We start from the raw sequence: 23,628 nt of genomic DNA on the forward strand, positions 1-23,628 counted from the left end.
CAACATGCTTGATCCAAAATATTTGCGTAATGAACTCGAAGTCACTGCCGAGCGCCTAGCAACTCGTGGCTTTATTTTAGATGTTGATAACATGACTAAGCTTGAAGAAAAGCGTAAGTCATTGCAGGTTGAAACCGAAGAACTACAAGCATCACGCAATGCAATTTCCAAATCGATTGGTCAAGCCAAGCAACGTGGTGAAGATATCGAGCCAATTAAGGCACAAGTGGGTGATTTAGGTGCCAAGCTTGATGCTAAAAAAGCTGAGCTTGCAGAGCTGTTGACTGAAATCAATAATATCGCGATGAGCGTGCCAAACCTGCCAGATGAAGCGGTACCTCATGGTAATGATGAAGACGATAACGTTGAAATCCGCACCTGGGGCACGCCAAAAACATTTGATTTTGAAGTAAAAGATCATTTAGACATTGGTGAAGGTGTTGATGGCTTAGACTTTAAAAATGCGGTTAAGATTACTGGCTCGCGTTTTATTGTGATGAAGGGGCAAATCGCGCGCCTAAACCGCGCACTAGGCCAGTTCATGTTAGACATGCACACTCAGGAGCATGGTTACACTGAAGCTTATGTGCCATTAATGGTTAACGAAGATAGCCTATTAGGTACAGGTCAATTGCCAAAGTTTGGTGAAGATTTATTCCACACTAAACCGGCGACTGAAGAAGCGCAAAGCTTATCGCTTATTCCAACAGCTGAAGTACCACTAACTAACCTGGTTCGCGATACAATTATTGATGAAACTGAGCTGCCAATTAAGATGACAGCATTAACAGCATGTTTCCGTAGTGAAGCAGGCTCATACGGTCGTGATACCCGTGGTCTTATCCGTCAGCATCAGTTTGATAAAGTAGAGTTAGTGCAAATTGTTCACCCAGAGCAATCAATGCAAGCACTAGAAGAGCTAACAGGGCATGCTGAAAAAGTGCTACAAGCATTGGAGCTGCCGTATCGCACAGTTGTGCTTTGTACAGGTGACATGGGTTTTGGCGCAGCCAAGACGTTTGATATTGAGGTTTGGTTGCCTGCACAGAACACTTACCGCGAGATCTCTTCTTGTTCAAACATGAAAGATTTCCAAGCGCGTCGTATGCAAGCGCGTTTCCGTAATAAAGCAGATAACAAGCCAGCACTGGTTCATACGCTTAATGGTTCTGGTTTAGCGGTTGGCCGTACATTAGTGGCAATTCTCGAGAATTACCAAAATGCCGATGGCACTATTACAGTCCCTGCAGCACTGCGTCCATACATGGGCGGGTTAGAAGTGATTGGCTAACTTTGCGAACAGCAGAAAACAAAAAAACCTATGCCTCGGCATAGGTTTTTTATTGTCTAAATATTGCTAGATTCATGCGAATGACATGTCGCTAGCAGGCTAGGCAATTTTGAGTTAAATGCACTTTGCAGGCTTAGGTAGACCTGCGATTTTAGTGGCTTGTTTGGCGGGGCCAACTGGGAATAGGGTATACAGGTACTTTGAGTTACCTTTCTCTGCACCAAGCTTTTGCCCAATCGCTTTTACCAACACCCGGATCGCAGGGCTGGTATTAAACTCAAGGTAAAACTCTCGTACAAAGTGGATAACTTCCCAGTGATTGTCAGTCAGTACAATATCTTCACTGGTTGCTATGGTTTGCGCCATATCTTCAGACCAGTCACTTAGATTAACTAGATAACCTTGATGGTCGGTTTCAATCTGTTTTCCATTGAATTCAAAAGAATTTACCATGTGATGACCTTAGCGTATTGCAAACTTAAACTAACAAAAGTGGCGTAATCTATCACACCAATGTCTAAACCGGAAATCACTGGGGCCAAGTGCGTTGCTAAGCCTCTTGATTGCATGTCTTGTTCAAGGATAAATACATTTGTTCCGGCTAATGCTTGCTGCCAACTGGTATCAAGCAGGGCATTGATGGCATCACCGCAAAGGATGATTGCGTCTTGCTCGCCAATGTAACGTAGGCACAATGTGAGTGCATTATCGTTTTGTACTGATGTTTGTATATGATGAAGATTCAAAAGACGAGTACCTCATCTGCTTCAGTTAATGCTTGGCTGATTTGCTTATTTGAAGCGACCTGATGTGCAACTTGCAATGCTTCGCTAGTTAGGTTTAATTGTGTAAGTGATGTTTCGCACACTAAAATTGTTTCAATGTCATAAATGGGCATGGCTTTAAATGTCGCAATATAATCCTTGCTACCGCTCAACTCAGGTTGCTGGTCGCTAAGTAAATTGAGTAAGCCTTCAGCGACAAAAATAACGGTCACTTGTTGCTCAAAACTTGCGCTTAACAGCGATAAATCTAACCCTTCTCGGGAGCTTGTGTTACCAAAAGGGCTACGTCTAAAAACTATGGCTATTTTTTTCATTAAAAGCTCACCATGCGATCGGCTTTCTCTATACCTGTGACTAACTCACCTAAACCACCCATCATAAATTGCTCGTCGCAGTTATGCTGAGCTAAACCATTTTCTTTTGCATCTTGCTCTGAAGTAATACCGCGGCGAAGCGCAGCTGAAACGCAATTAATCAAAGGAATGCTTTGAGCTTTAGCAAACTCGCGCCATAAAGCATTGAGATTTGGCTCATCAGAAGGTGGGCAGGCAAGCACATTGGCGTTACTGACCCCGTCTTGATAAAAGAATACCTGATTGATTTGATGGCCTTGGGCGATAACAGCTTGGCAAAATTGCAATGCGTGAAAGCTCGCCTGATCGCCATAGACACTACCATTAACCTGGATGATAAATTGACTCATAAAAATAAAAATGGCCCACAATTGTGAGCCATTTTAACGTACTTTACAGGGTCTGTTTATCTTTCAAGATTAGTTTTGCAGCTGCTTGTTGGAAATTTATACAAGGCAACGACTTTGATGTGTGGTTATTCCACATGAGTAAGTCGTTAACGCAGTAGAAATGAAAACAAGCGCTGCCTGAAAGGTTCGTTTAAAAGCACTTTACTCTTTGTTGCGAGCGAATTTGTTTAGGTGACTAGACGTCATCGCTCGCGTCGCGATTAAAGTGCTTTTAATTCGAACAAATTCTAATCAGCAAAGATTAACAGACCCTCGTAGAAACGATTAATCGTCGCTACCCATACCTAATAAATGCAAAATGCTGATAAATAGGTTGAGGAAGTTTAAAAATAGTGAAACGGTCGCGCGGATATAGTTGGTTTCACCACCGTTAACAATACGGCTTGTATCGTAAAGGATAAGTCCAGTCATGATCATCGCAATACCTGCATTCATGATCATAAACATCAACGAGCTTTGTACGAAGATGTTAATAATCGCCATACCAATCATCACGATGAGGCCGGCAAACAAGAAACCACCCATGAAAGAGAAGTCTTTCTTAGTGGTTAACGCATAGGCTGATAGTGACACAAATATAAGCGAAGTTAATGCTAGCGCTTGCATAATAAGTCCAGGACCATTTGCTACGCCAACGTAGTGGTTAAGAATATAGCCAAGAGATGCGCCTTCCATACCTGTGAAGGCAAATACCCAGAACAAACCTGCAGCAGTATCTGCTTTACGCAAAGTAACAAACAGCAGCACCAATCCACCAATTGATAGACCAAGCGACATTAGCGGAGAAATCTTCAGCGCCATTGCAATGCCAGCACAGACAGCTGCAAACGCTAGCGTCATAGACAACAACATGTAGGTGTTGCGAAGCATTTTGTTAACTTCAACCGTCGATAATGTCGGTGAAATCGTCGAGTTTTGGATCATGTTTATCTCCGTATAAGTCACTAAAATTTATGTGATTTCTAATTAAGCTAAAGTGTATTTTAGCCAATATTACCCATATCTTAACCTAGCTGATGCGAAGGATAAAGCGAACTAGTGTGAGTTGTGATGCTTAGCGGCAATAATTCAGATTAAGATTTGTTAAGTTTAGGTACGCTCTATCGAGTTTGGCTATTCGAAATCGATTACCGTTAGCGCAACATTAATTTATGACAACCATTCTTGATAGAGTTTTTCTGTATCACCAAGATAATCTAATACCCATTCTAATGCAGGAGACATGTTGTCTGGATTCCACGCAAGGCAACAAGCGCTGGCGATCTTAGGGTTTACCAATGTTTTTCTAACCAATAAACCGCTTCTTATAAAGGTTTCTGCCAGGTGACAGGGGACATAGCCAACTCCCAAGCCTGATGCAAAACAGTTAATCGCACGGATCCAATCTGGTACCACAAGTCTGCGTTGATTATCTAGCAGCCAGGTAGTGCGTTTAGGGATTTCACGTGATGTGTCTTCCAGGCAAATAGCAGGGTATTGGCGCAGCTCATCATCGGTTAATGGCCTATCGATTTTTGCCAACGGGTGACTTTTACTAACAACGAATGCCCAGTCGACGCCCTTCATGTCACGGTATTGATAGGTACCACCTACAGGAATCGCTGACGTTGCACCAATAGCGACGTCGCTGCGTCCGGTTGCTAATGACTCCCAAACGCCATTATAGACCTCAATCCTAATTATCAGTTCGATGTCATCGAATTTGCGATAGAAGTCGCTGATTAATGAACTAATGCGATCGGCCCTGACAATATTATCAAGTGCGATGGCTAATTCAGGCTTCCAACCGTTGGCAACACGCTGCGTTTCATGTTTGATTGCGCTCATCTCTCTCAGTAACTCTCGTGAGCGTTGTAGGAAGTGCTTTCCCGGTTCGGTTAGCGACACACTGCGATGATGACGTTCAAACAAGGTTACGCCAACGTCCGACTCAATTTGTTTAACGGCGTAGCTAACGGCTGATGGCACTTTATTGAGTTCATTAGCTGCAGCGGTAAAGCTCCCTAAACGGGCAACGATATCGATCATATTGAGAGATTGTTCTGAAAGCATTGCTATGGCCTTGCTGTGATAAATTTTGAATGCAGTGTGCAAAATAAAACGTTTCACGTGGGAAATCTATGCCGTTAAAATGCGCGACCGTTTCAGAGACAGTGAGAGCAACAAGATGACTAACCACGTTAAAACCAACTCAATTATAGGTCAATACGGTTATTATCTCTATCTAGTTATGTTAAGTATGTTGAGTTTTGTCGCAACCGATATGTATTTGCCTGCGTTTAAATCAATTGAAAGCTCATTAGGTGTTTCAGCTTCTGAAGTTGCTATGTCGCTCACCACTTTTTTAGCTGGTTTAGCCATAGGCCAACTCTTATACGGCGATATCGTTAGGAAATATGGTAAACGTTTAGCACTAATGTTTGGCCTAGGCTTATTTATGATGTCGACATTAGCGATCTCAATGTTAGACAGCATGTTATTGATTAATATCTGCCGTGTATTTCAGGCTTTAGGTGTTTGCAGTGCTAGCGTTATCTGGCAAGCGCTAGTGATTGAAAAGCATAGCCCAATAGAATCACAAAAAATGTTGTCAAACTTAATGCCTTTAGTTGCGCTATCGCCTGCAATAGCTCCGATACTAGGTGCGCTGGTGTTAGAAGCCTGGGGCTGGAGAAGTATCTTCGTTTGTCTGGCAGTGACAGCGATCATTCTTATGGTGATGACGGTCTATTTTGTAGATAAAGACAGACCAAATAAGCTTGCTATAAATACAAGTACTAATCAGCAAGCGACAAATACCCAAACTAGTTTTACAACCATGTTAGTTAACCGCTTTTATCTCGGTAACGTACTTATTTTTTCAGCGTGCTCGGCATCATTTTTCTCCTATTTGACCTTGTGGCCGATCGTCATGGATAAGTTTGGTTACGATGCAGGCGCGATAGCCTGGAGTTTTGTGCCGCAAACAGTCATGTTTATTGTCGGTGGCTACAGCGGAAAATTGCTCATTAGCAAGTGGGGCAGCGAAACTGCATTAAAGATTGAACTTGGGTTGTTCTTTACCACCAGTCTGTTGCTTGGCCTGTTTACCCTTGTTTTTGAGATGACCTCTATTTACCCAGTATTGGTAGTGTTTGCATTACAAGCTGCGGCAAATGGCGCAATTTATCCAATTACCGTAAATCAGGCATTGCAGACATTTAAAGGTAATGCGACCAAGGCTGCGGGGTTACAGAATTTTATCCAAGTTAGCTGTGCATTTTTCGCATCGAGCTTAATGGCTACGTTTGCTTTATATGGGGAGGTCGCCATGGGGTGGGGGATCATTGGATCATCTTGTTTGGTCGTCGTTGCGATTTATTGGCGAATGACAGGTAAAGGTTTGGCTAAAGCGTGTCAAAATAAACATGATATGGTCGAAAACTCAGCTAAGTGCGCGTAAATCAAACATTTGATCCTTTGGTATAAAAATAATGCTTTACACAACTATGCGGTTTAACTAATATCCACGGCGTTCGGAGAGATGGCAGAGTGGTCGAATGCACCGGTCTTGAAAACCGGCAGGGGTTTGTAGCCCCTCTAGGGTTCAAATCCCTATCTCTCCGCCATATTTAAAGAAGCCCGCTTAACGCACGTTAAGCGGGCTTCTTGCTGTTGTGTCGTTATAAGAACATCTATTGAATCGAGTCCAGCTAATATTTTGTGTATTTATATGCTGAATCGTTTTTTAAAGGCCGGGCAAGTACCAAATAGATGCAGCAATGAAAGCTGTGTCAATCTCTTCACTAACTCGGTGTTATGATCAGAGGAGTGCAGTAAATAGCGAGTGTCATCAAAGCACATTTTGCGAATTATAAACAGCTTGCTCTCGTGGATATTTTCGCGGCAGCGACAATACTGTACCAACAAAGTCGCAGGGTTAGATTTACTATTGATCCGTTTTGATTGTTATCACGATATGCTTGAACTGTAAGCATAACGCTGTATTTAGCGTCAGTTAGTCGAATCGAATCAATAAAGTGCTTTACAGTTTTAATCGCTTCACCTATTATTCACCGCGTTCGGAGAGATGGCAGAGTGGTCGAATGCACCGGTCTTGAAAACCGGCAGGGGTTTGTAGCCCCTCTAGGGTTCAAATCCCTATCTCTCCGCCATATTTAGAGAAGCCCGCTTACGTAAGTTAAGCGGGCTTTTTGCATCTATAAGACAATAATTTGTTATCGCAGCGCTTTTGAATTATTTCAGCTAACTACCATTACTGGCTTTGACTTTAACGTAGAGTTTACTTACCTATAGTGTAGCGATTGTGGGTTAAAAATAACGGCATTAGCTAATAAATTCATCAGTTTGTCGATTTTTAAAACGCTCAGTCGATACTCACCAACAAAGCACTTTACATGGCATTCCTGTTACCCTAATATTCACCGCGTCCGGAGAGATGGCAGAGTGGTCGAATGCACCGGTCTTGAAAACCGGCAGGGGTTTGTAGCCCCTCTAGGGTTCAAATCCCTATCTCTCCGCCATATTTAAAAGAGCCCGCTTAACTCACGTTGAGCGGGCTTTTTGCTTTTTCACTTTGGGAGTGAGTATCCCTCCATAGCATCTTGTAATTTAGAACCTTAGTGTGAGTCGCTTAGCTATAGTCCTTTTACGTGGTTAGCGCAAACCTGTCATTAGCATGTTGATACATATGTTAAGTGTTACATATTGTTTTATATGAGCTTTTATACCGTACGCTTGTTATTTTAGTAAGCAGGTTGCTGTAATATTGTAGATTGATAATTTACGCAATCGGGGGGCTAATGGCACTAAGCAGCGTTAAGTGTGTCTCTAACGCTTTGGCGTTCACTTTGGCATTTATCAGTGGCATTGTAATGTTAGGTTGGATAATGCAACTTGAGGCGTTAATCAGGCTTGATGAGTCGTTAACACCGATGCAATTTAATACAGCTTTGTGCTTTTTTACCTGCGCATGTTCACAACTGCTTTGGTCTTATGGATATACTCAGTACGTTAAGTATTTAGGTTACGTGCTGCTGTTCATTGCCGGCTTTTCGCTACTAGGTTACCTACTACACATTGACGTCTATCTAGATGAGCTTTTCGTCAGTCACTTCATTCAAACCGATCTTGTTACCCACCCAGGGCGCATGGCACCAAACACTGCAGCTTGTTTTATATTTGTTGGGCTGATTTATTGTACTCGGTATCACTTAAATCGTTGGTTAGGCGAGCTTAATCGCTTGTTAGCCTGTGTAGTTGTTGGCATCGCAACAGTTGCGATCGTTGGGTATGTATTTGGTATTGAAACTGCGTATGGTTGGCGTGATGTTACCGCTATGGCGCTGAGTACCAGTATTTGTTTTGCCATAGTGGGTATAATGGTCTTGCTGTCACTATATAAATCTCAGCAAACGGTCTGTGGTTACCACTTGCCGTTATCATTACTGTACTTACTTATCTCATGTATTTTGTGGCAGGCGATTTCGCTTGCTCACCCTGAACCGAACCCAAATTATATTTCACGTGGTTATACGCTAGCTGTTGGCGCTATTGGCACTGTCGGGCTATTTAGCTATGTATATTACTATCAGAACGTTTCTGAGCAACACCACGCCAAGTTCATCCCCATCGTAGTTGTGTTGTTTGGAGCGATATTCTCGACATCTTTATACATTTACCTTGCCAATAACCAGTTTCTTAGAATCGAAAATAAACTACACAACACTGCCATCGCTAAGGTCAATACAATTCAGTCGACGATTGATATTTTTCTCACCTCGATGCTTAACAATGTCAGGATTATCGCTTATTACAACCAAGCTGAGAGTGGCTCGGTGTTTCATACCGTGTCGGAAATGTCCACTGACAAGTACAAATCAATTAATCGGATTCTATACGCACCAGTGGTGGAGGAAGTTGAAGAATTTAATCAGCGTATGGGACAGGTATATGGTTTCCCAATTGAACTGTCACAAATTAATGGTGGGCTCCAATCTCAAGTAACAACTAACCCGCAATATTTACCCATCTTGTTTCAATATCCCAAAGTGCTAGATAGCAATGACTTAGGATTAGATATTATGAGTAATCCTGATTATCGCAGAGGCGTTTACAATGCATATATGAGCGATAACGTGGGCCACCAAGTACTTAGTGCATCGTTGCGAGGCATCGAAGGGCCGTTACAAGGTGTGATTTTTGCCCCCATTCGTAAAAGCATTTATCAAAAAAATTATCAGATTAATACGCTTAGCGATATACGCGGATTTATTGTGTTGGAATATGATCTTCAGATCATGTTGCAAACCATTATCGGTGAGTCTAATTCACTCACCGATCTCAATTACTTAATCGAGCAGAGCGACAAGGATTTTTCGATTTTGGTGAAAGCGACTGGGGTAAAAAGCATAGAGCATGCGCTTTCATCAAGTGAGCGCTATCAACCTATGCAACACCGACTGAATATTCTTGATGACAAATTTGTCGTGAGGGTGTGGCCCAATCAAGCATTCATCGATGAGATAGAGAGTGTTGCACCTGAGGTTATCGCGCTGGTCATTATGCTGTCTTCGCTGATTATCGCCATCTTCCAATATCGCTCGGCGCTGAAGGGCAGGCATATTGCCAACATAAGAGCTTATTTTGAGGCTGTTGTCGACTCTCTGCCAAGCCCGGTACTCATTATTGATCAAGACTTAAAACACATTGACTGTAATAAAGAGTTTGCGTCAGTTTTTGGTTTTAATAAACGTCAGCTTCATACGCCCGAGTTCGTCGAGCGGTTACAAAAAATGGCTGACTATCAAAGGCTTTACAATGAAGATAAAGTCGCGCTAGCGACAGAGCAAAGCGTAAACTCTATTGCCACCGTGCCGTTGACTGATGGTACGGAAAAGGTATTTAACTATCAGCGAAATGTGATCAAGTTTAACGGCAATAAGATGTTGGTGTGTTCATTTGCTGAGTTAACTTCTGAAGTTAAAGCCAAACAAGAAACTGAAACAGCGCTTAGTTATGCCAATCAAATGTTCAACATGGCACCTGACGCCATGATTATTACCAACAAACACGGCATCATTATCCAAGTAAATAAGGCCGCGGTTGCACTGTTTGGTTATGGTGAAAAGGAATTGCTGTTTGAACCCATTGAGTTGCTTGTACCTACATCATTGCATCAGCAGCACCGTAAAAGTCGACGCAGTTTTATGTTTGAAGGTCAAACGCGTGAGATCACGGCAAGTCGCTCAGTCATTGCAGCAGGCAAGCATGGTAAAGAGCTGCATGTTGAGATCAGTTTAAGCCCAATTGATACTAAGGATGGCCTTCACGTTGTAGCATCGGTGCGTGATGTTTCGCAACGTAAAGCTTATGAGGCTGCAATTAATCTCGCTAAAAGCGAGGCAGAAAAAGCTAACCAAGCTAAGTCTGAGTTTTTAGCTAATATGAGTCATGAGTTGCGCACACCGATGAATGCGATTATTGGTTACACTCATTTGGTCAAACAAGGTGTACAAGACAGCGAGCATCAAAAATATGTTGAGAAAATCAGTTCGTCAGCCAGTACGCTATTAGCCATTATTAACGATATTCTTGACTATTCAAAAATCGAAGCCAATCAGCTTACATTAGAATCTACTCCGTTTTATCTCTATGACAATGTTATCAATACCGTGTCGAGTGTTTGCAATAACCAGGCAACTGAAAAAGGTTTGTCGTTTACGGTAAGCACGCCATTTGATATGCCGTTTAAACTGCAAGGAGATGCGCTAAGGATCAATCAGGTGTTAAGTAACTTGCTTGGCAATGCCATCAAATTCACTGAAGCAGGCTCAATAGAGCTAAACATTAACCTTATCGATGAAACATCTAGCTCGATATTAGTCACGTTTGAAGTAAAAGATACTGGTATAGGCATGAGTACCGATGTAGTAGAAAACCTGTTTGTTCCGTTTACACAGGGCGATGCTTCAGCAACCAGAGCCTATGGTGGCACCGGTCTTGGGTTGTCAATTTGTCATAAAATTTTGCGTATGATGGGCAGCGAATTACACGTAAGCTCAACTTTTGGTTTAGGCAGCACCTTTAGTTTCACCATAGAGCTCGCTAAGGCTGCGCAAGCAAACCTAATAACATCCCCAAACCAAGACGATGAAAATAGTAAATTGGTGACATCATTAGGCCAGATTGGTTTAAAGACAGATAACGCATTAGAAAGGCTTAATGAGCAACAGGAGCTATATCTAAAGCTTATTCGTAAGTTTAAAGCTCAACTTCCGAGTCGGATCAAAGGGCTTAACAGTGATAGAGATCAGGATTATCCCACAGCCGAACTCAGGTTTGAATTGCATAGCTTAAAAGGGCTATTGGCTAACGTTGGTGCAGAAACATTATCTGCTGACTGTCAGCAGCTAGAGATCGATCTTCACAATCAAGTGCTCGATATAAGTAGATTAGAACGTTTCAAGAAACAACTGCTTCAGTTAAATATCGCCCTTGAAAAATGCCTGCCTTTACAAAGTGACAAGCACGCGAAAGCCAGTTCTAAATTTGAGTCTAAACGGGTGAGTGATATACAACTCACGCGCTTACGCCAGTTGCTGCAAGATAATGATACCGAAGCAATTGAGCTCCTAGAGCAATTAATATCTGAAAATGTTGCGCCTATCGAGCGGTGGCAAAAGCTGTTGTTACTGTGCGAGCGTTATGATTTTGAACAAGCTTTATTTGAGCTTGGCGCAATTGATAATACGAGTGAGCTAGCATGACATGTGATGTAACAGTACCAACAAAACATACTATTTTGGTCGTTGATGACCAGCCAGAAAATATCGATATATTGCGAAATATCTTAAAGCACCAGTATAAGGTCATCGCAGCCACCGATGGTCAAGCTGCCTTGATGCTAGCGCGCAGGGCAAAGCCTGATCTTATCTTGCTGGATATTATGATGCCGGGGATTGATGGCTATTGTGTGTGCAAACGGCTAAAAGAACACGAGCAAACTGCTGAGATCCCGGTGATTTTCGTGACAGCGTTAGGCGAGGAGCGTGACGAAAGCCGTGGGCTTGAAGTTGGCGCAGTTGATTACCTAGTCAAACCTATTAGCGCGAATATTGCACTTAAGCGTATTAAAGCGCATTTGGCGCTGCACTATCAGCAGCAATTGCTTGAGCTTGAAGTAGACAAGCGCACGTCAGAGCTAGCTCATACTCAACTAGAGGTTGTAAAGCGTCTAGGTCGTGCTGCCGAATATAAAGACAATGAAACCGGTATGCACGTGCAGCGTATGAGTCGTTATTCCCATGCCCTTGCACTAAAGGCAGGCTTCAGCCAAAAACAAGCTCAATTGATTTTAACTGCAGCGCCGATGCACGATGTCGGTAAAATTGGTATACCCGATCATATTTTATTAAAGCCAGGAAAATTAACCCCGGAAGAGTGGAAAATCATGCAAGCGCATGTGGATATCGGGTTAGATATTCTGTCCGGCGCTTGTTCTGAATTACTAGCGCTAGCAGCCGTCATTGTCGCAACACATCACGAGAAGTGGGATGGCACCGGTTACCCAAAACAGCTTAAAGGGGAGCAAATCCCTTTGGTTGGTAGAATCGTAGCCATTGCAGATGTTTTCGATGCGCTCACCGCTGATAGGCCTTATAAAAAGGCGTGGGCAACTGAAGATGCAATCGCCTTTATCAATGAACAAAGTGGTAAGCACTTTGACCCGCATATTGTTAGGTTATTCAACGAATCTATTGAAGATATATTGCAAATCAAAGAGCAGTTTAAAGATGAACCTGATATCGTTATTGCCACAGATGGTTAAAGAACTAAGAAGGTAGCGGTGAAGCGGCTTAAATTGTGGCAAAAAGTGTTGCTTGTAAGCCTATTGATACTAATCGGTATATTCATACTGCTAGTTAGCGCTGCGCCAAAAGTGTCCGTTATTAATCTGTCAAAGCATCAAGTGAATGCTGTAGTTACACTGCCTTCAAGCCGACTTGACTTTGGCGTAATCGACTCTGAGCAAAGCAATAGCATCTATTATGATGTAAACCAAGCTGATGGCGTACTTGCCTACAAGGTGCAGTTTGTAGATAGCAAGTCTCAGGGTGTAGGGAATTGTGGCTATATTACCCACAGCATGTACTTTGAACATTGGCAAATCATAGTTTCTGGTAGTGATAAGCTTAAAGTGATCTGTACTCAATAACGCATGCGACTAGATAATCAATAAACTAACCAACATTATTCGTCATCAACAAAAACTATTAATTTCAATCATCCATAAGCTGCATTCAGTTATAACTTTGATTATGGCTGACATACATAGCGTGTCATCCCATGTATGCTCAGGCGTAAACTTATCAATTTGAGCAGCGCTTAATATAGGATTTTCCGTGTCACATCCCACTAAAATAACCTTCTTCAAACGTTTTATGACCGATATCCAAAACGGTGCTAAGACAATAACCATACGTGATTTTTCAGAGTCTCACTATCGTGTTTCAAGTATCGTTGATGTTTACGCATTAGAAGATCAATCCTATATCGGCAAGATTAAAGTATTGGCTGTGAAACCGATAAATTTCGATGAATTGAATGAAAAGCATGCACTACAAGAAAACATGACTTTGTGTGAGCTACAGTCAGTAATTAGAGATATTTACCCGGGGATAGAACAATTATTTGTGATTGAATTTGAGTTAGTGTAAGTCATTATTGATAAATGAATAGATATTCAATGGTCTTTTTGCCTGGAACGGAGCGAAGTTTTTTATCTAATTGTTAGGGAGAGAAGATTTTTGATTCGTTTTAGCGAATCAATAGCGCTTCACTTGATGAATTATATTCAAATAAACATGCACTGAACTAGTGCAAGCTAAGTAATTTGTGTCGCAGATGAATGTGATTTTGCGTGTTAAATTCACTCTTTTTGGTTTTTTATGCGTTATTTTTATAATTAAAAGATTTTACTTATAGCGATTATGTAGGAAGTTTTAGTAAAAATTGACCTAGTAAATATGCTTTGGCTGGGTCAGGGTGCCTAGTCGCTGTTATTCATTGCGCCGTCTTCCTTTGCTGGTTGAACGCTAGGATTGTAAGGCTTAAGCGGGGCTAGGTTAGGGATGAGGAAGTGAGACAGAGCTTTAGTAACGATTGCAGTGAGCCTTAATGTGAATGCCTGTTATAAGCCACGCGGGCCCAAAGTAACTACGCTTCTTGGAATCTCCTGATGCTTATACCTTAAGTTAGACAGTAAATAATCCACCTTTTGAAGAAGGTAGCTTTGTATTCTCAAAAACATCTATTAGTACTGATGTATAAAGCCTTTGAAAACATGGGCTTTTCGTTGAGTCTACTAATAAAACTAAGGGTGATGCGCTTGCTGTGTGCTTTAAATATCTTTACATAGCAGGCTCAACCTAACATGTCATGTAAACAGAAATACAGGCAAAGCCTATATGATGATCACCATCTACTGAAGTAGATGGTTTAGGGGAAAATAAAAAAGCGCCTAACGGCGCTTTTTTTATTTGAGATTATTTACACGCACGATAGCGCCAACTCATATCATTAAGCCTTTTATCGCTTGTCTAAGTCCACAAAGTCTCTGTCTTCAGAACCTGTGTAAAGCTGACGAGGGCGGCTAATACGATGGCCAGGCTGATCTAGCATTTCTTTCCAGTGGGCAATCCAACCAACTGTGCGTGAAAGCGCAAACAGTACGGTGAACATGCTCGTAGGAATACCGATAGCCTTCATGATAATGCCTGAGTAAAAGTCTACGTTTGGATAGAGCTTCTTCGATACAAAATACTCATCTTCAAGCGCGATTCGCTCAAGCTCCATCGCTACGTCTAGCAGTGGGTCTTGAATGTTTAGCTCTTCGAGTACTTCGTGACAAGTTTCACGCATTACCTTAGCTCGTGGGTCAAAGTTCTTGTAAACGCGGTGACCAAAGCCCATTAAGCGGAATGGGTCTTCTTTGTCTTTAGCGCGATCGATAAACTCTGGAATACGATCTACTGAACCAATCTCTTCTAGCATGTTTAAACATGCTTCGTTTGCACCACCGTGAGCTGGGCCCCAAAGAGAAGCGATACCAGCTGCGATACAAGCGAATGGGTTAGCGCCAGATGAACCGGCTAAACGAACCGTAGACGTTGATGCATTTTGCTCATGGTCTGCATGAAGAACAAAGATACGATCCATTGCTTTTTCAACAACAGGATTAACTTTGTACTCTTCGCAAGGAACAGCAAACATCATTGACAGGAAATTGCCCGCATAGCTAAGGTCATTACGTGGGTAAATAAACGGTTGGCCAACCGAATACTTGTAGCACATAGCTGCTAACGTAGGCATTTTGGAAATTAGGCGGAAAGCCGCAATTTCACGGTGTTTTTCATCATTAACATCAAGAGAATCTTGATAGAAAGCTGAAAGGGCACCGGTAACACCACAAAGCATCGCCATTGGATGCGCGTCACGACGGAAACCGCGGAAAAAAGCGGTTAATTGATCGTGGATCATGGTGTGGTTTTTAACCATTGATTCGAATTCTTCTGACTGCTGTTTATTTGGCAGTTCGCCATCTAGCAGTAGGTAACACACGTCTAAGTAGCTTGATTGCGTAGCTAACTCGTAGATTGGGTAACCTCGATGAGTAAGAATACCTTTTGCACCGTCGATATATGTAATGGCAGACTCGCAAGAAGCAGTAGCTAGAAAGCCTGGGTCAAAGGTGAAATAACCTTTTGAGCCAAGTTTGCTGATGTCGATAACATCATGTCCAGCAGTGCCTTGTTTGACTGGTAATTCAATTGAGTCGTTATTTGGTAACTCTAATTTGGCTATTTGATCAGCCATACCCCGTTCTCCTTACTTCATTCTTATCTTATGAGTGCGGCATGTTAAGCGGTCATTACTTTACAGCGAAATCAGTTTACATTTCAATTCAAATAAGCGTTTAAATTGCTTAGACCATGGTATATATCTTGCTAGAAGCCAGTTGCTGTGCGGTTTACAGCTGAATTTGAATAATTTTTTTCTAAAAAATTAGAATTTGCATTATGTGATGTTTGTATTTGACAAGTCGCCCGAGTATACTTGCAGTCGCCCGCAAGGGAGACAGACATCACAGTTTAAGAATAATTTTTTTACTTGGCTAAATTAGTTAATTCTCAAACATTTAGGTGTTTGGTAGTCATCAGTAATTAGTGGATCATTTTGTTAACAATTTTAACGTTTCCGGAACTGGTTAAATTAACTACTGACAATAACAAAAATAATGCTCAATGGAGCTGAGTGAGCAGAACGTGAAAAAGCAAAGACCTGTCCATCTAGACCTGCAGACGATTCGCTTTCCTGCAACAGCAATCGTGTCGATCCTACACCGTATTTCCGGTGTCATTATGTTATTTGCTACCGGTATTCTTCTTTGGTTGTTAAATTCATCTTTAACTTCTGCTGAAGGTTTCGCTAGCGTCCAATCTCTTTTTGATACTTTCATTATGAAGTTCATTTTATGGGGCATCTTAACCGCACTGGGTTACCACATTTTAGGTGGCTTACGTCACTTAGTGATGGATACCGGTCGTTGGGAAGAGTTAGCTTCAGGTGCAGCTTCTGCTAAAGCCGTATTCGTTTTAGCGATTGTATTTTCAGTAGTAGCGGGGATTTGGGTATGGTAACCAATGCAGCAAGTTTTGGACGCAGTGGTGTTCATGACTTTATTTTAATTCGTGCAAGCGCGGTTATCTTAGCTTGCTATGCCATTTTCTTAGTGGCATTCATTGCGTGTAGTGCACCTTTAACTTTCGAAATTTGGCAAGGCTTATTTAAATCATTGCCAATGAAAGTTTTCACACTTGTCGCTTTATTTGCTTTGCTCGTCCACGCGTGGATTGGTATTTGGCAAGTTCTGACTGACTATGTAAAACAAACAGCTTTACGCGGCGTTTTACAGTTTACCTTTGTCGTGACCGCACTTAGTTACCTGGCGGCAGGCATCATCATTGTGTGGGGTGTATAAGTGAGTATTCCAGTTCGCGAATTTGACGCAATCGTTATTGGTGCTGGTGGCGCGGGTATGCGCGCAGCACTACAGATTTCTAAAGAAGGTAAGAGCTGTGCGCTTTTATCTAAAGTATTCCCAACTCGTTCTCATACAGTATCTGCTCAGGGCGGAATCACGGTGGCATTAGGTAATGCCCATGAAGACCACTGGGAACAGCACATGTATGACACTGTTAAAGGCTCAGACTTTATTGGTGATCAGGACGCAATTGAATTCATGTGTCAAACCGGCCCTGAAGCCATTATTGAGCTTGAGCACATGGGTTTACCTTTCTCACGTTTTGACAATGGTAAGATTTATCAACGTCCATTCGGTGGTCAGTCTAAAAACTTTGGTGGCGAACAGGCAGCTCGTACCGCAGCGGCTGCTGACCGTACTGGTCACGCTTTACTTCACTGTCTTTACCAGCAAAACGTAAAGCATAAAACCGAAGTGTTTTCAGAATGGTACGCGCTAGATTTAGTAAAAAATGAAGACGGCGTAATCGTAGGTTGTACCGCGATCGAAATAGAAACCGGTGAGATCGTTTACTTCAAAGCTAAAGCTACAGTATTAGCAACTGGTGGTGCAGGGCGTATCTACGCTTCTACTACTAACGCTCACATTAACACTGGTGACGGTGTGGGTATGGCGATGCGTGCTGGCGTGCAAATGCAAGACATGGAAATGTGGCAGTTCCACCCAACGGGTATTGCTGGTGCTGGTGTACTTGTTACCGAAGGTTGTCGTGGTGAAGGTGGTTATCTACTAAATAAAGATGGCGAGCGTTTCATGGAGCGTTACGCACCAAATGCTAAAGACTTAGCATCGCGTGACGTTGTAGCTCGTTCGATGATGACAGAAATCCGCGAAGGTCGCGGCTTAGATGGCCCATTAGGCCCACACTGTCTGCTTAAACTTGACCACCTAGGTAAAGAAACGCTTGAAGCTCGTCTTCCAGGTGTTTGTGAACTTTCTCGTACGTTTGCTCATATTGACCCTGCAGACGGTCCAATTCCTGTACTTCCTACCTGTCACTACATGATGGGTGGCTTACCATCTAAGGTAAGCGGTCAGGTTATCCGTCAAAATGAAGATGGCAGCGAGCAAGATGTGACTGGTTTATTCGCAGTAGGTGAGATTGCCTGTGTATCAGTGCACGGTGCTAACCGCCTAGGTGGTAACTCACTGCTTGACCTTGTGGTATTTGGACGAGCAGCTGGTCAGCACTTAGGTAAAGCGTTAGATGAAACGCCAACGCCTAAAGATGCAACGGCTGAAAACATTGAAGCTTCTTTAGCACGTTTAAATCGTTGGGAGTCAAACCAAGACGGTGAAGACCCGGCTGAAATTCGTAAAGATCTGCAACTTTGTATGCAGCTAAACTTCTCAGTATTCCGTACTGGCGAAGCGATGGCTGAAGGTCTTAAGCAGCTAAAAGCGATTCAAAAGCGTCTAGACAACGCTAAGTTATCTGACAACTCTCGCGAGTTTAACACTCAACGTATCGAGTGTTTAGAGTTAGACAACTTGATGGCGACAGCACTCGCAACGGCATACGCTGCTAACTTCCGTACTGAAAGTCGTGGTGCGCATTCACGTGAAGACTTCTTAGAGCGTGACGATGACAACTGGTTATGTCACTCAATCTTTGACCCAGCATCTGAGTCAATGAAGAAGCGCGATGTGAACATGGAGCCAAAGCTTCGCGAAGCTTTCCCTCCTAAGAAACGTACCTACTAAGGCAGGAGTTGCACAATGAATTTAACATTTTCAGTGTATCGCTATAATCCTGATGTAGACACTAAACCTTACATGAAGGATTACACCCTAGAAGTGCAAGAAGGCACAGACATGATGGTGTTAGACGCGTTACTTAAACTAAAAGAACAAGACCCAGCATTGGCGTTCCGTCGTTCATGCCGCGAAGGTGTTTGCGGTAGTGACGGTATTAATATGAATGGTAAAAACGGTTTAGCGTGTATCACGCCTGTTTCTACTTTTAAAGGCAAAAAGATTGTTATTCGTCCATTGCCTGGTATGCCAGTAGTTCGTGATTTAGTGGTTGATTTAACTCAGTTCTATAAACAGTACGAAAAAATCAAACCTTATCTAATTAACGACGACAAAACACCTGCACGAGAGCATTTACAATCACCTGAAGAGCGTGAGCATTTAGACGGTCTGTACGAATGTATTATGTGTGCGTGTTGTTCAACAGCTTGTCCTTCTTTCTGGTGGAACCCAGATAAGTTTGTGGGTCCAAGTGGTCTACTGCATGCGTATCGCTTCTTGATTGACAGCCGTGATACAGCAACAGAAGAACGTCTATCTGAACTAGACGACGCTTACAGCGTATTCCGTTGCCATGGCATCATGAACTGTGTTGACGTATGTCCTAAAGGTTTGAATCCGACTAAAGCAATTGGTCATATCAAATCAATGTTATTGAAGCGAGCGGTTTAATGCACATAATTTTGTTAGTTTCTCACTCAAACTAGCTCTGTTTAAGAGTCACTTTCTCATTGAAGGTGACTCTTTTGTGTGTTTAAGGAAGTCCCTGTAACAATTCGTTTTTCTTGTTGCAGTTTCACTGTGATAGCGCATACTGTCACGGTAGTATTTGGCTAAATACGTGTACCCAGTTTGAAAGGAATAATAATGCACCAAGGCATCATGAAAGCCTGGCTCGAGTCGTCCCATTTGAGTGGCGCAAACTCGACCTATGTAGAAGAGATGTATGAAGCCTATCAAGAAGATCCGCAATCAGTGTCTGCTGATTGGCAAGTCGTTTTTGATAATCTCCCTCCTGTCAACGAAGCATCAGCGAGTGCTCCTGAAGCTGCCCACTCTAAAGTCCGTGATTACTTCCGAAGTTTGGCCTTAGAAACCCGAGGTAAGGGTGCTGGTCGCGTAAGTGATCCTGAACTTGATGCTAAGCAGGTTAAGGTATTGCAGCTTATTAACGCTCACCGTTTTCGTGGCCATCAAAACGCTAACTTAGACCCTCTAGGGCTTTGGAAGCGAGATGAAGTTAAAGAGCTTAATCCCGCGCATCACGGTCTAACTAGCGAAGATATGGAGCGCGAGTTTAACACTGGCTCATTCGCCCACGGCGGCGAGACCATGAAACTAGGTGATATCGTACACGCACTTAAGAGCACATATTGTGGCTCTATTGGTGCTGAGTACATGCACATCACTGATACCGAGGAAAAACGTTGGATTCAGCAACGTCTAGAACCAACCCTTGGTAAAGCAAGCTTTAACTCTGATGAGAAACTTCGCATTTTAGAAGGCCTAAACTCAGCTGAAGGTATGGAAAAATACCTAGGTGCTAAGTTCCCAGGTGCAAAACGTTTCTCGTTAGAAGGTGGCGATTCGCTTGTTCCTATGATGCGCGAAATTATTTATCGTGCAGGTGAAGCAGGTACTAAAGAAATTGTTGTGGGCATGGCTCACCGCGGTCGCTTAAACGTGCTAGTGAATATATTAGGTAAGCGCCCAGCTGAGCTGTTTGACGAGTTTGCCGGTAAGCATGCCGATGTTAATGGTTCTGGTGACGTCAAGTACCACCAAGGTTTCTCATCTGATTTCGAAACGCCAGGTGGTAACGTTCACCTAGCGTTAGCATTTAACCCATCTCACCTTGAAATTGTAAACCCTGTGGTAATTGGTAGTGTACGTGCACGCCAAGACCGCCGTGGTTGTCAAGATGGCTTGCAGGTAATGCCAGTTACTATTCACGGTGATTCAGCTATTACCGGCCAAGGTATTGTGCAAGAGACATTTAACATGTCTCAAGCTCGTGGTTTTAAAGTTGGCGGCAGTATTCGTATTGTTGTTAACAACCAGGTTGGTTTTACCACGTCTCATCATGCTGATGTGCGTTCAACTGAGTACTGTACAGACATCGCTAAGATGGTTCAGGCACCTATTTTCCACGTGAATGCTGATGACCCAGAAGCGGTTGCCTTTATTTCACAATTAGCTGTTGATTACCGTAATCAGTTTAAGCGTGATGTCGTGATTGATTTAGTGTGTTATCGCCGTCATGGCCATAACGAAGCTGATGAGCCGAGTGCAACTCAGCCGCTAATGTATTCAAAAATTAAAAAGCATCCTACACCGCGTAAGATTTATGCCGACAAGCTGATTGCAGAAGATACTGTGTCAGCCAATGATGTTACCGGTTTAGTTAATACTTACCGTGACTCATTAGATGCCGGCGACTGTGTAGTGAAAGAGTGGCGACCAATGACGCTACACACAGTTGATTGGACGCCTTTCTTAAATAAAGAATGGGATGAAGATTACGATGCAAGTTTGCCAATTGAAAAGCTAAAAGAGTTAGCTGATAAATTAGTTGATCTGCCTGAAAACCATAAGCTGCAATCTCGTGTTGCTAAGATTTATGGCGACCGCAAGACCATGGCAGCGGGCGAAAAAATGCTCGACTGGGGTATGGCTGAAACGCTAGCTTATGCCACCATTCTAGAAGATCAAAAACGTGTTCGTATCACGGGTCAAGATTCTGGTCGCGGCACTTTCTTCCACCGTCATGCGGTATTGCATAACCAGAACGATGCGACTACCTATTTGCCGCTGCGTAATGTTGCAGACGAGCAAGGCCCAATTGACATTACAGACTCAGTATTGTCTGAAGCGTCAGTACTTGCGTTTGAATATGGCTATGCAACTGCAGAGCCGGGTGGTTTAACCATTTGGGAAGCGCAGTTTGGTGACTTTGTTAACTGTGCTCAGGTTGTGATTGACCAATTCTTATCATCAGGGGAGCAAAAGTGGGGCCGTTTATGCGGTTTAACTATGCTGCTTCCGCATGGTTATGAAGGCCAAGGTCCTGAGCATTCATCAGCACGTCTTGAGCGCTTCTTACAGCTTTGTGCAAATCACAATATGCAGGTGTGTGTTCCATCGACGCCTGCTCAGGTTTACCACATGCTTCGCCGTCAGGTAGTACGCCCTATGCGTCGTCCATTGGTGGTGATGTCGCCTAAGTCGCTTTTACGTCACCCGTTAGCTGTTTCTAGCATGGAAGAGTTAGCAGATGGTCAATTCCATAACGTAATTGGCGAAACAGATGACTTAGATCCTAAACAAGTCGATCGCGTTGTTTTCTGTAGCGGTAAGGTTTACTTCGAGCTATTGGAAAAACGTCGCAAACAAGAAATCAACAATATTGCTATTGTTCGTATTGAGCAGCTCTATCCTTTCCCTGAAGCGGAAATGAAGCAAGTGCTTGAACAATACCAACATGTAAAAGATTTTGTATGGTGCCAAGAAGAGCCACAGAACCAAGGTGCTTGGTACTGTAGTCAGCATCATTTCTGGGCCAATATCCCAGCAGGTGCACAACTAACCTATGCAGGTCGCGAGGCATCAGCTGCGCCAGCATGTGGTTACCCTGGCTTGCATTTACGCCAACAAGAATCGTTATTAAACAGCGCACTAAAACTGTCGCAATAGATAATTTATAAAAGGAATGTGTTCCATGAGTATCGAAATTAAGGTACCTGTTTTGCCAGAATCTGTTGCTGATGCAACCATCGCGACTTGGCATGTTCAACCTGGTGAAGCTGTAGAGCGTGATCAAAACCTAGTTGATATTGAAACTGATAAAGTGGTTTTAGAAGTTGTTGCGCCAGAAGATGGTTCAATTAGTGAATTATTATTCCAAGAAGGCGACACAGTTCTTGGGGAGCAAGTGATTGCAAACTTCGTTGCTGGCGCTGTTGCCGGTCAAGAAGTAACCAAGGAAGAAGCAAGCGCGCCAGCTCCTGAAGCTGTAGAATCTGAAGAGTCAAACGACGCGCTAAGCCCATCTGTTCGTCGTCTGATTGCTGAGCACAATGTTGATGCTAGCCAAATCAAAGGCACAGGTGTAGGCGGTCGCATTACTAAAGAAGACGTTGAAGCTTTCGTTAAAGCCGCTCCTGCTGCTAAGAGTGCTGCCGCACCAGCACCGGTAGCTCCGCTTGAAGGTCGTAGTCAAAAACGCGTACCTATGACGCGTCTACGTAAGACTATCGCTAACCGTCTGCTTGAAGCGAAAAACTCAACTGCCATGCTAACGACGTTTAACGAAGTTAACATGAAGCCAATTATGGACATTCGTAAGCAGTACCAAGAAGTATTCGAAAAGCGCCACGGTATTCGTTTAGGCTTTATGTCTTTCTACGTAAAAGCGGTTACCGAAGCACTAAAACGTTTCCCTGAAGTTAACGCGTCAATCGACGGCGATGACATTGTTTATCACAACTACTTCGATGTAAGCATCGCTGTGTCTACTCCGCGTGGTTTGGTAACGCCTGTGCTACGTGACACAGATACGATGAGCCTTGCTGACATTGAAAAGAATGTGCGCGAGCTAGCAATTAAAGGCCGTGACGGCAAATTATCAGTTGATGACATGACTGGCGGTAACTTCACTGTGACAAACGGTGGCGTGTTTGGCTCGTTAATGTCGACTCCAATTTTAAACCTGCCACAAAGCGCGATTTTAGGCATGCATGCCATTAAAGACCGCCCAATGGCAGTAAACGGTGAGGTTGTTATTCAACCTATGATGTACCTCGCTCTTTCTTACGACCACCGTATTGTCGACGGTCGTGAGTCTGTTGGCTTCTTAGTCGCAATTAAAGACTTCTTAGAAGACCCAACTCGTCTGCTACTTGATCTGTAAGTTGTAGATAAACCCCTCGTT

Annotated in this window: 19 protein-coding genes and 3 tRNA genes; 15 read left to right on the forward strand and 7 right to left on the reverse strand. The window is 43.0% G+C overall.

Annotated features, from left to right (window positions below; genetic code table 11):
- Positions 1–4: 4 nt before the first annotated feature.
- Positions 5–1,291, forward strand: coding sequence for a serine--tRNA ligase (serS, locus tag G3R49_RS08430; RefSeq protein WP_130597392.1), 1,287 nt, complete (start codon positions 5–7; stop codon positions 1,289–1,291).
- Between the two features lie 114 nt (positions 1,292–1,405).
- Here serS and G3R49_RS08435 read toward each other — a convergent pair whose 3' ends face one another.
- The 6 genes from G3R49_RS08435 to punR all read right to left on the reverse strand — a co-directional run bounded on the left by G3R49_RS08435 (position 1,406) and on the right by punR (position 4,891).
- Entirely contained in the window at positions 1,406–1,744 is a 339-nt protein-coding gene (locus G3R49_RS08435) for a TusE/DsrC/DsvC family sulfur relay protein (protein WP_167869323.1), read from the reverse strand.
- Complete coding sequence (gene tusB / locus G3R49_RS08440) at positions 1,738–2,037, reverse strand: sulfurtransferase complex subunit TusB (RefSeq protein ID WP_167869324.1); 300 nt, start codon at positions 2,035–2,037, stop codon at positions 1,738–1,740. Before tusB ends, G3R49_RS08435 begins: the two co-directional genes overlap by 7 nt.
- Positions 2,034–2,390: a sulfurtransferase complex subunit TusC gene (gene tusC / locus G3R49_RS08445; protein WP_167869325.1), complete on the reverse strand. Its 357-nt coding sequence runs from the start codon at positions 2,388–2,390 to the stop codon at positions 2,034–2,036. Before tusC ends, tusB begins: the two co-directional genes overlap by 4 nt.
- Positions 2,390–2,779: a sulfurtransferase complex subunit TusD gene (gene tusD, locus G3R49_RS08450; protein ID WP_130597388.1), complete on the reverse strand. Its 390-nt coding sequence runs from the start codon at positions 2,777–2,779 to the stop codon at positions 2,390–2,392. Before tusD ends, tusC begins: the two co-directional genes overlap by 1 nt.
- 324 nt (positions 2,780–3,103) lie before the next feature.
- A complete protein-coding gene (locus tag G3R49_RS08455) occupies positions 3,104–3,763 on the reverse strand; it encodes a Bax inhibitor-1/YccA family protein (protein WP_130597387.1) in 660 nt (219 codons plus the stop codon).
- 225 nt (positions 3,764–3,988) lie between these two features.
- Positions 3,989–4,891 carry a DNA-binding transcriptional activator PunR gene (gene punR / locus G3R49_RS08460; RefSeq protein ID WP_130597386.1) on the reverse strand — a complete coding sequence of 301 codons (903 nt, stop codon included), beginning with the start codon at positions 4,889–4,891 and terminating at the stop codon, positions 3,989–3,991.
- A 79-nt stretch (positions 4,892–4,970) separates the two neighbouring features.
- On the opposite strand from punR, the gene punC reads away from it, so the two are divergent.
- The 8 genes from punC (at position 4,971) to yqfB (ending at position 13,557) form a co-directional block, all read left to right on the forward strand.
- A complete protein-coding gene (gene punC, locus G3R49_RS08465; protein WP_167869326.1) occupies positions 4,971–6,281 on the forward strand; it encodes a purine nucleoside transporter PunC in 1,311 nt (436 codons plus the stop codon).
- Positions 6,282–6,356: 75 nt separating this feature from the next.
- Positions 6,357–6,447: transfer RNA gene (locus tag G3R49_RS08470), tRNA-Ser, on the forward strand.
- Between the two features lie 455 nt (positions 6,448–6,902).
- A tRNA-Ser gene (locus G3R49_RS08475) sits at positions 6,903–6,993 on the forward strand.
- 278 nt (positions 6,994–7,271) lie between these two features.
- Positions 7,272–7,362, forward strand: a tRNA-Ser gene (locus G3R49_RS08480).
- Positions 7,363–7,641: 279 nt separating this feature from the next.
- Positions 7,642–11,607, forward strand: a complete 3,966-nt coding sequence (locus tag G3R49_RS08485; RefSeq protein WP_167869327.1) for an ATP-binding protein — start codon at positions 7,642–7,644, stop codon at positions 11,605–11,607.
- Positions 11,604–12,668: an HD domain-containing phosphohydrolase gene (locus G3R49_RS08490; protein WP_167869328.1), complete on the forward strand. Its 1,065-nt coding sequence runs from the start codon at positions 11,604–11,606 to the stop codon at positions 12,666–12,668. Before G3R49_RS08485 ends, G3R49_RS08490 begins: the two co-directional genes overlap by 4 nt.
- Before the next feature lie 18 nt (positions 12,669–12,686).
- The gene (locus tag G3R49_RS08495; protein ID WP_167869329.1) at positions 12,687–13,055 is read left to right on the forward strand and encodes a hypothetical protein; all 369 of its coding nucleotides are present in this window, start codon (positions 12,687–12,689) and stop codon (positions 13,053–13,055) included.
- 187 nt (positions 13,056–13,242) lie between these two features.
- The gene (gene yqfB, locus G3R49_RS08500; RefSeq protein WP_130597381.1) at positions 13,243–13,557 is read left to right on the forward strand and encodes a N(4)-acetylcytidine aminohydrolase; all 315 of its coding nucleotides are present in this window, start codon (positions 13,243–13,245) and stop codon (positions 13,555–13,557) included.
- Between the two features lie 871 nt (positions 13,558–14,428).
- On the opposite strand, the gene G3R49_RS08505 is transcribed toward yqfB, so the two are convergent.
- A complete protein-coding gene (locus G3R49_RS08505; protein WP_130597380.1) occupies positions 14,429–15,715 on the reverse strand; it encodes a citrate synthase in 1,287 nt (428 codons plus the stop codon).
- Between the two features lie 428 nt (positions 15,716–16,143).
- Here G3R49_RS08505 and sdhC point away from each other — a divergent pair, with 428 nt between their 5' ends.
- The 6 genes from sdhC to odhB all read left to right on the forward strand — a co-directional run bounded on the left by sdhC (position 16,144) and on the right by odhB (position 23,607).
- Positions 16,144–16,539 carry a succinate dehydrogenase cytochrome b556 subunit gene (gene sdhC / locus G3R49_RS08510; protein WP_167869330.1) on the forward strand — a complete coding sequence of 132 codons (396 nt, stop codon included), beginning with the start codon at positions 16,144–16,146 and terminating at the stop codon, positions 16,537–16,539.
- Positions 16,533–16,880 (forward strand): succinate dehydrogenase, hydrophobic membrane anchor protein, encoded by a 348-nt coding sequence (gene sdhD, locus G3R49_RS08515; protein ID WP_130597378.1) that lies wholly within the window; start codon positions 16,533–16,535, stop codon positions 16,878–16,880. Before sdhC ends, sdhD begins: the two co-directional genes overlap by 7 nt.
- The gene (sdhA, locus tag G3R49_RS08520; protein ID WP_130597377.1) at positions 16,881–18,647 is read left to right on the forward strand and encodes a succinate dehydrogenase flavoprotein subunit; all 1,767 of its coding nucleotides are present in this window, start codon (positions 16,881–16,883) and stop codon (positions 18,645–18,647) included.
- A gap of 15 nt (positions 18,648–18,662) precedes the next feature.
- On the forward strand, positions 18,663–19,370 hold the full coding sequence (locus G3R49_RS08525; RefSeq protein ID WP_130597376.1) for a succinate dehydrogenase iron-sulfur subunit: 708 nt from the start codon (positions 18,663–18,665) through the stop codon (positions 19,368–19,370).
- 195 nt (positions 19,371–19,565) lie between these two features.
- The gene (sucA, locus tag G3R49_RS08530; protein WP_167869331.1) at positions 19,566–22,391 is read left to right on the forward strand and encodes a 2-oxoglutarate dehydrogenase E1 component; all 2,826 of its coding nucleotides are present in this window, start codon (positions 19,566–19,568) and stop codon (positions 22,389–22,391) included.
- Positions 22,392–22,416: 25 nt separating this feature from the next.
- Positions 22,417–23,607 carry a 2-oxoglutarate dehydrogenase complex dihydrolipoyllysine-residue succinyltransferase gene (gene odhB / locus G3R49_RS08535; RefSeq protein ID WP_167869332.1) on the forward strand — a complete coding sequence of 397 codons (1,191 nt, stop codon included), beginning with the start codon at positions 22,417–22,419 and terminating at the stop codon, positions 23,605–23,607.
- Positions 23,608–23,628: the final 21 nt, after the last annotated feature.

Origin of the sequence: Shewanella sp. WXL01 (assembly GCF_012263345.1) — a bacterium.
GTDB lineage: Bacteria > Pseudomonadota > Gammaproteobacteria > Enterobacterales > Shewanellaceae > Shewanella > Shewanella maritima.

Coding starts and splice junctions, on each gene's coding strand:
- punC (WP_167869326.1), top strand. CDS start 4,971: ATGCGCGACCGTTTCAGAGACAGTGAGAGCAACAAGATGACTAACCAC.
- sucA (WP_167869331.1), top strand. CDS start 19,566: ATGCACCAAGGCATCATGAAAGCCTGGCTCGAGTCGTCCCATTTGAGT.
- G3R49_RS08485 (WP_167869327.1), top strand. CDS start 7,642: ATGGCACTAAGCAGCGTTAAGTGTGTCTCTAACGCTTTGGCGTTCACT.
- odhB (WP_167869332.1), top strand. CDS start 22,417: ATGAGTATCGAAATTAAGGTACCTGTTTTGCCAGAATCTGTTGCTGAT.
- G3R49_RS08435 (WP_167869323.1), bottom strand. CDS start 1,744: ATGGTAAATTCTTTTGAATTCAATGGAAAACAGATTGAAACCGACCAT.
- sdhD (WP_130597378.1), top strand. CDS start 16,533: ATGGTAACCAATGCAGCAAGTTTTGGACGCAGTGGTGTTCATGACTTT.
- punR (WP_130597386.1), bottom strand. CDS start 4,891: ATGCTTTCAGAACAATCTCTCAATATGATCGATATCGTTGCCCGTTTA.
- G3R49_RS08525 (WP_130597376.1), top strand. CDS start 18,663: ATGAATTTAACATTTTCAGTGTATCGCTATAATCCTGATGTAGACACT.
- tusC (WP_167869325.1), bottom strand. CDS start 2,390: ATGAAAAAAATAGCCATAGTTTTTAGACGTAGCCCTTTTGGTAACACA.
- tusD (WP_130597388.1), bottom strand. CDS start 2,779: ATGAGTCAATTTATCATCCAGGTTAATGGTAGTGTCTATGGCGATCAG.
- G3R49_RS08505 (WP_130597380.1), bottom strand. CDS start 15,715: ATGGCTGATCAAATAGCCAAATTAGAGTTACCAAATAACGACTCAATT.
- G3R49_RS08490 (WP_167869328.1), top strand. CDS start 11,604: ATGACATGTGATGTAACAGTACCAACAAAACATACTATTTTGGTCGTT.
- serS (WP_130597392.1), top strand. CDS start 5: ATGCTTGATCCAAAATATTTGCGTAATGAACTCGAAGTCACTGCCGAG.
- sdhC (WP_167869330.1), top strand. CDS start 16,144: ATGGAGCTGAGTGAGCAGAACGTGAAAAAGCAAAGACCTGTCCATCTA.
- G3R49_RS08455 (WP_130597387.1), bottom strand. CDS start 3,763: ATGATCCAAAACTCGACGATTTCACCGACATTATCGACGGTTGAAGTT.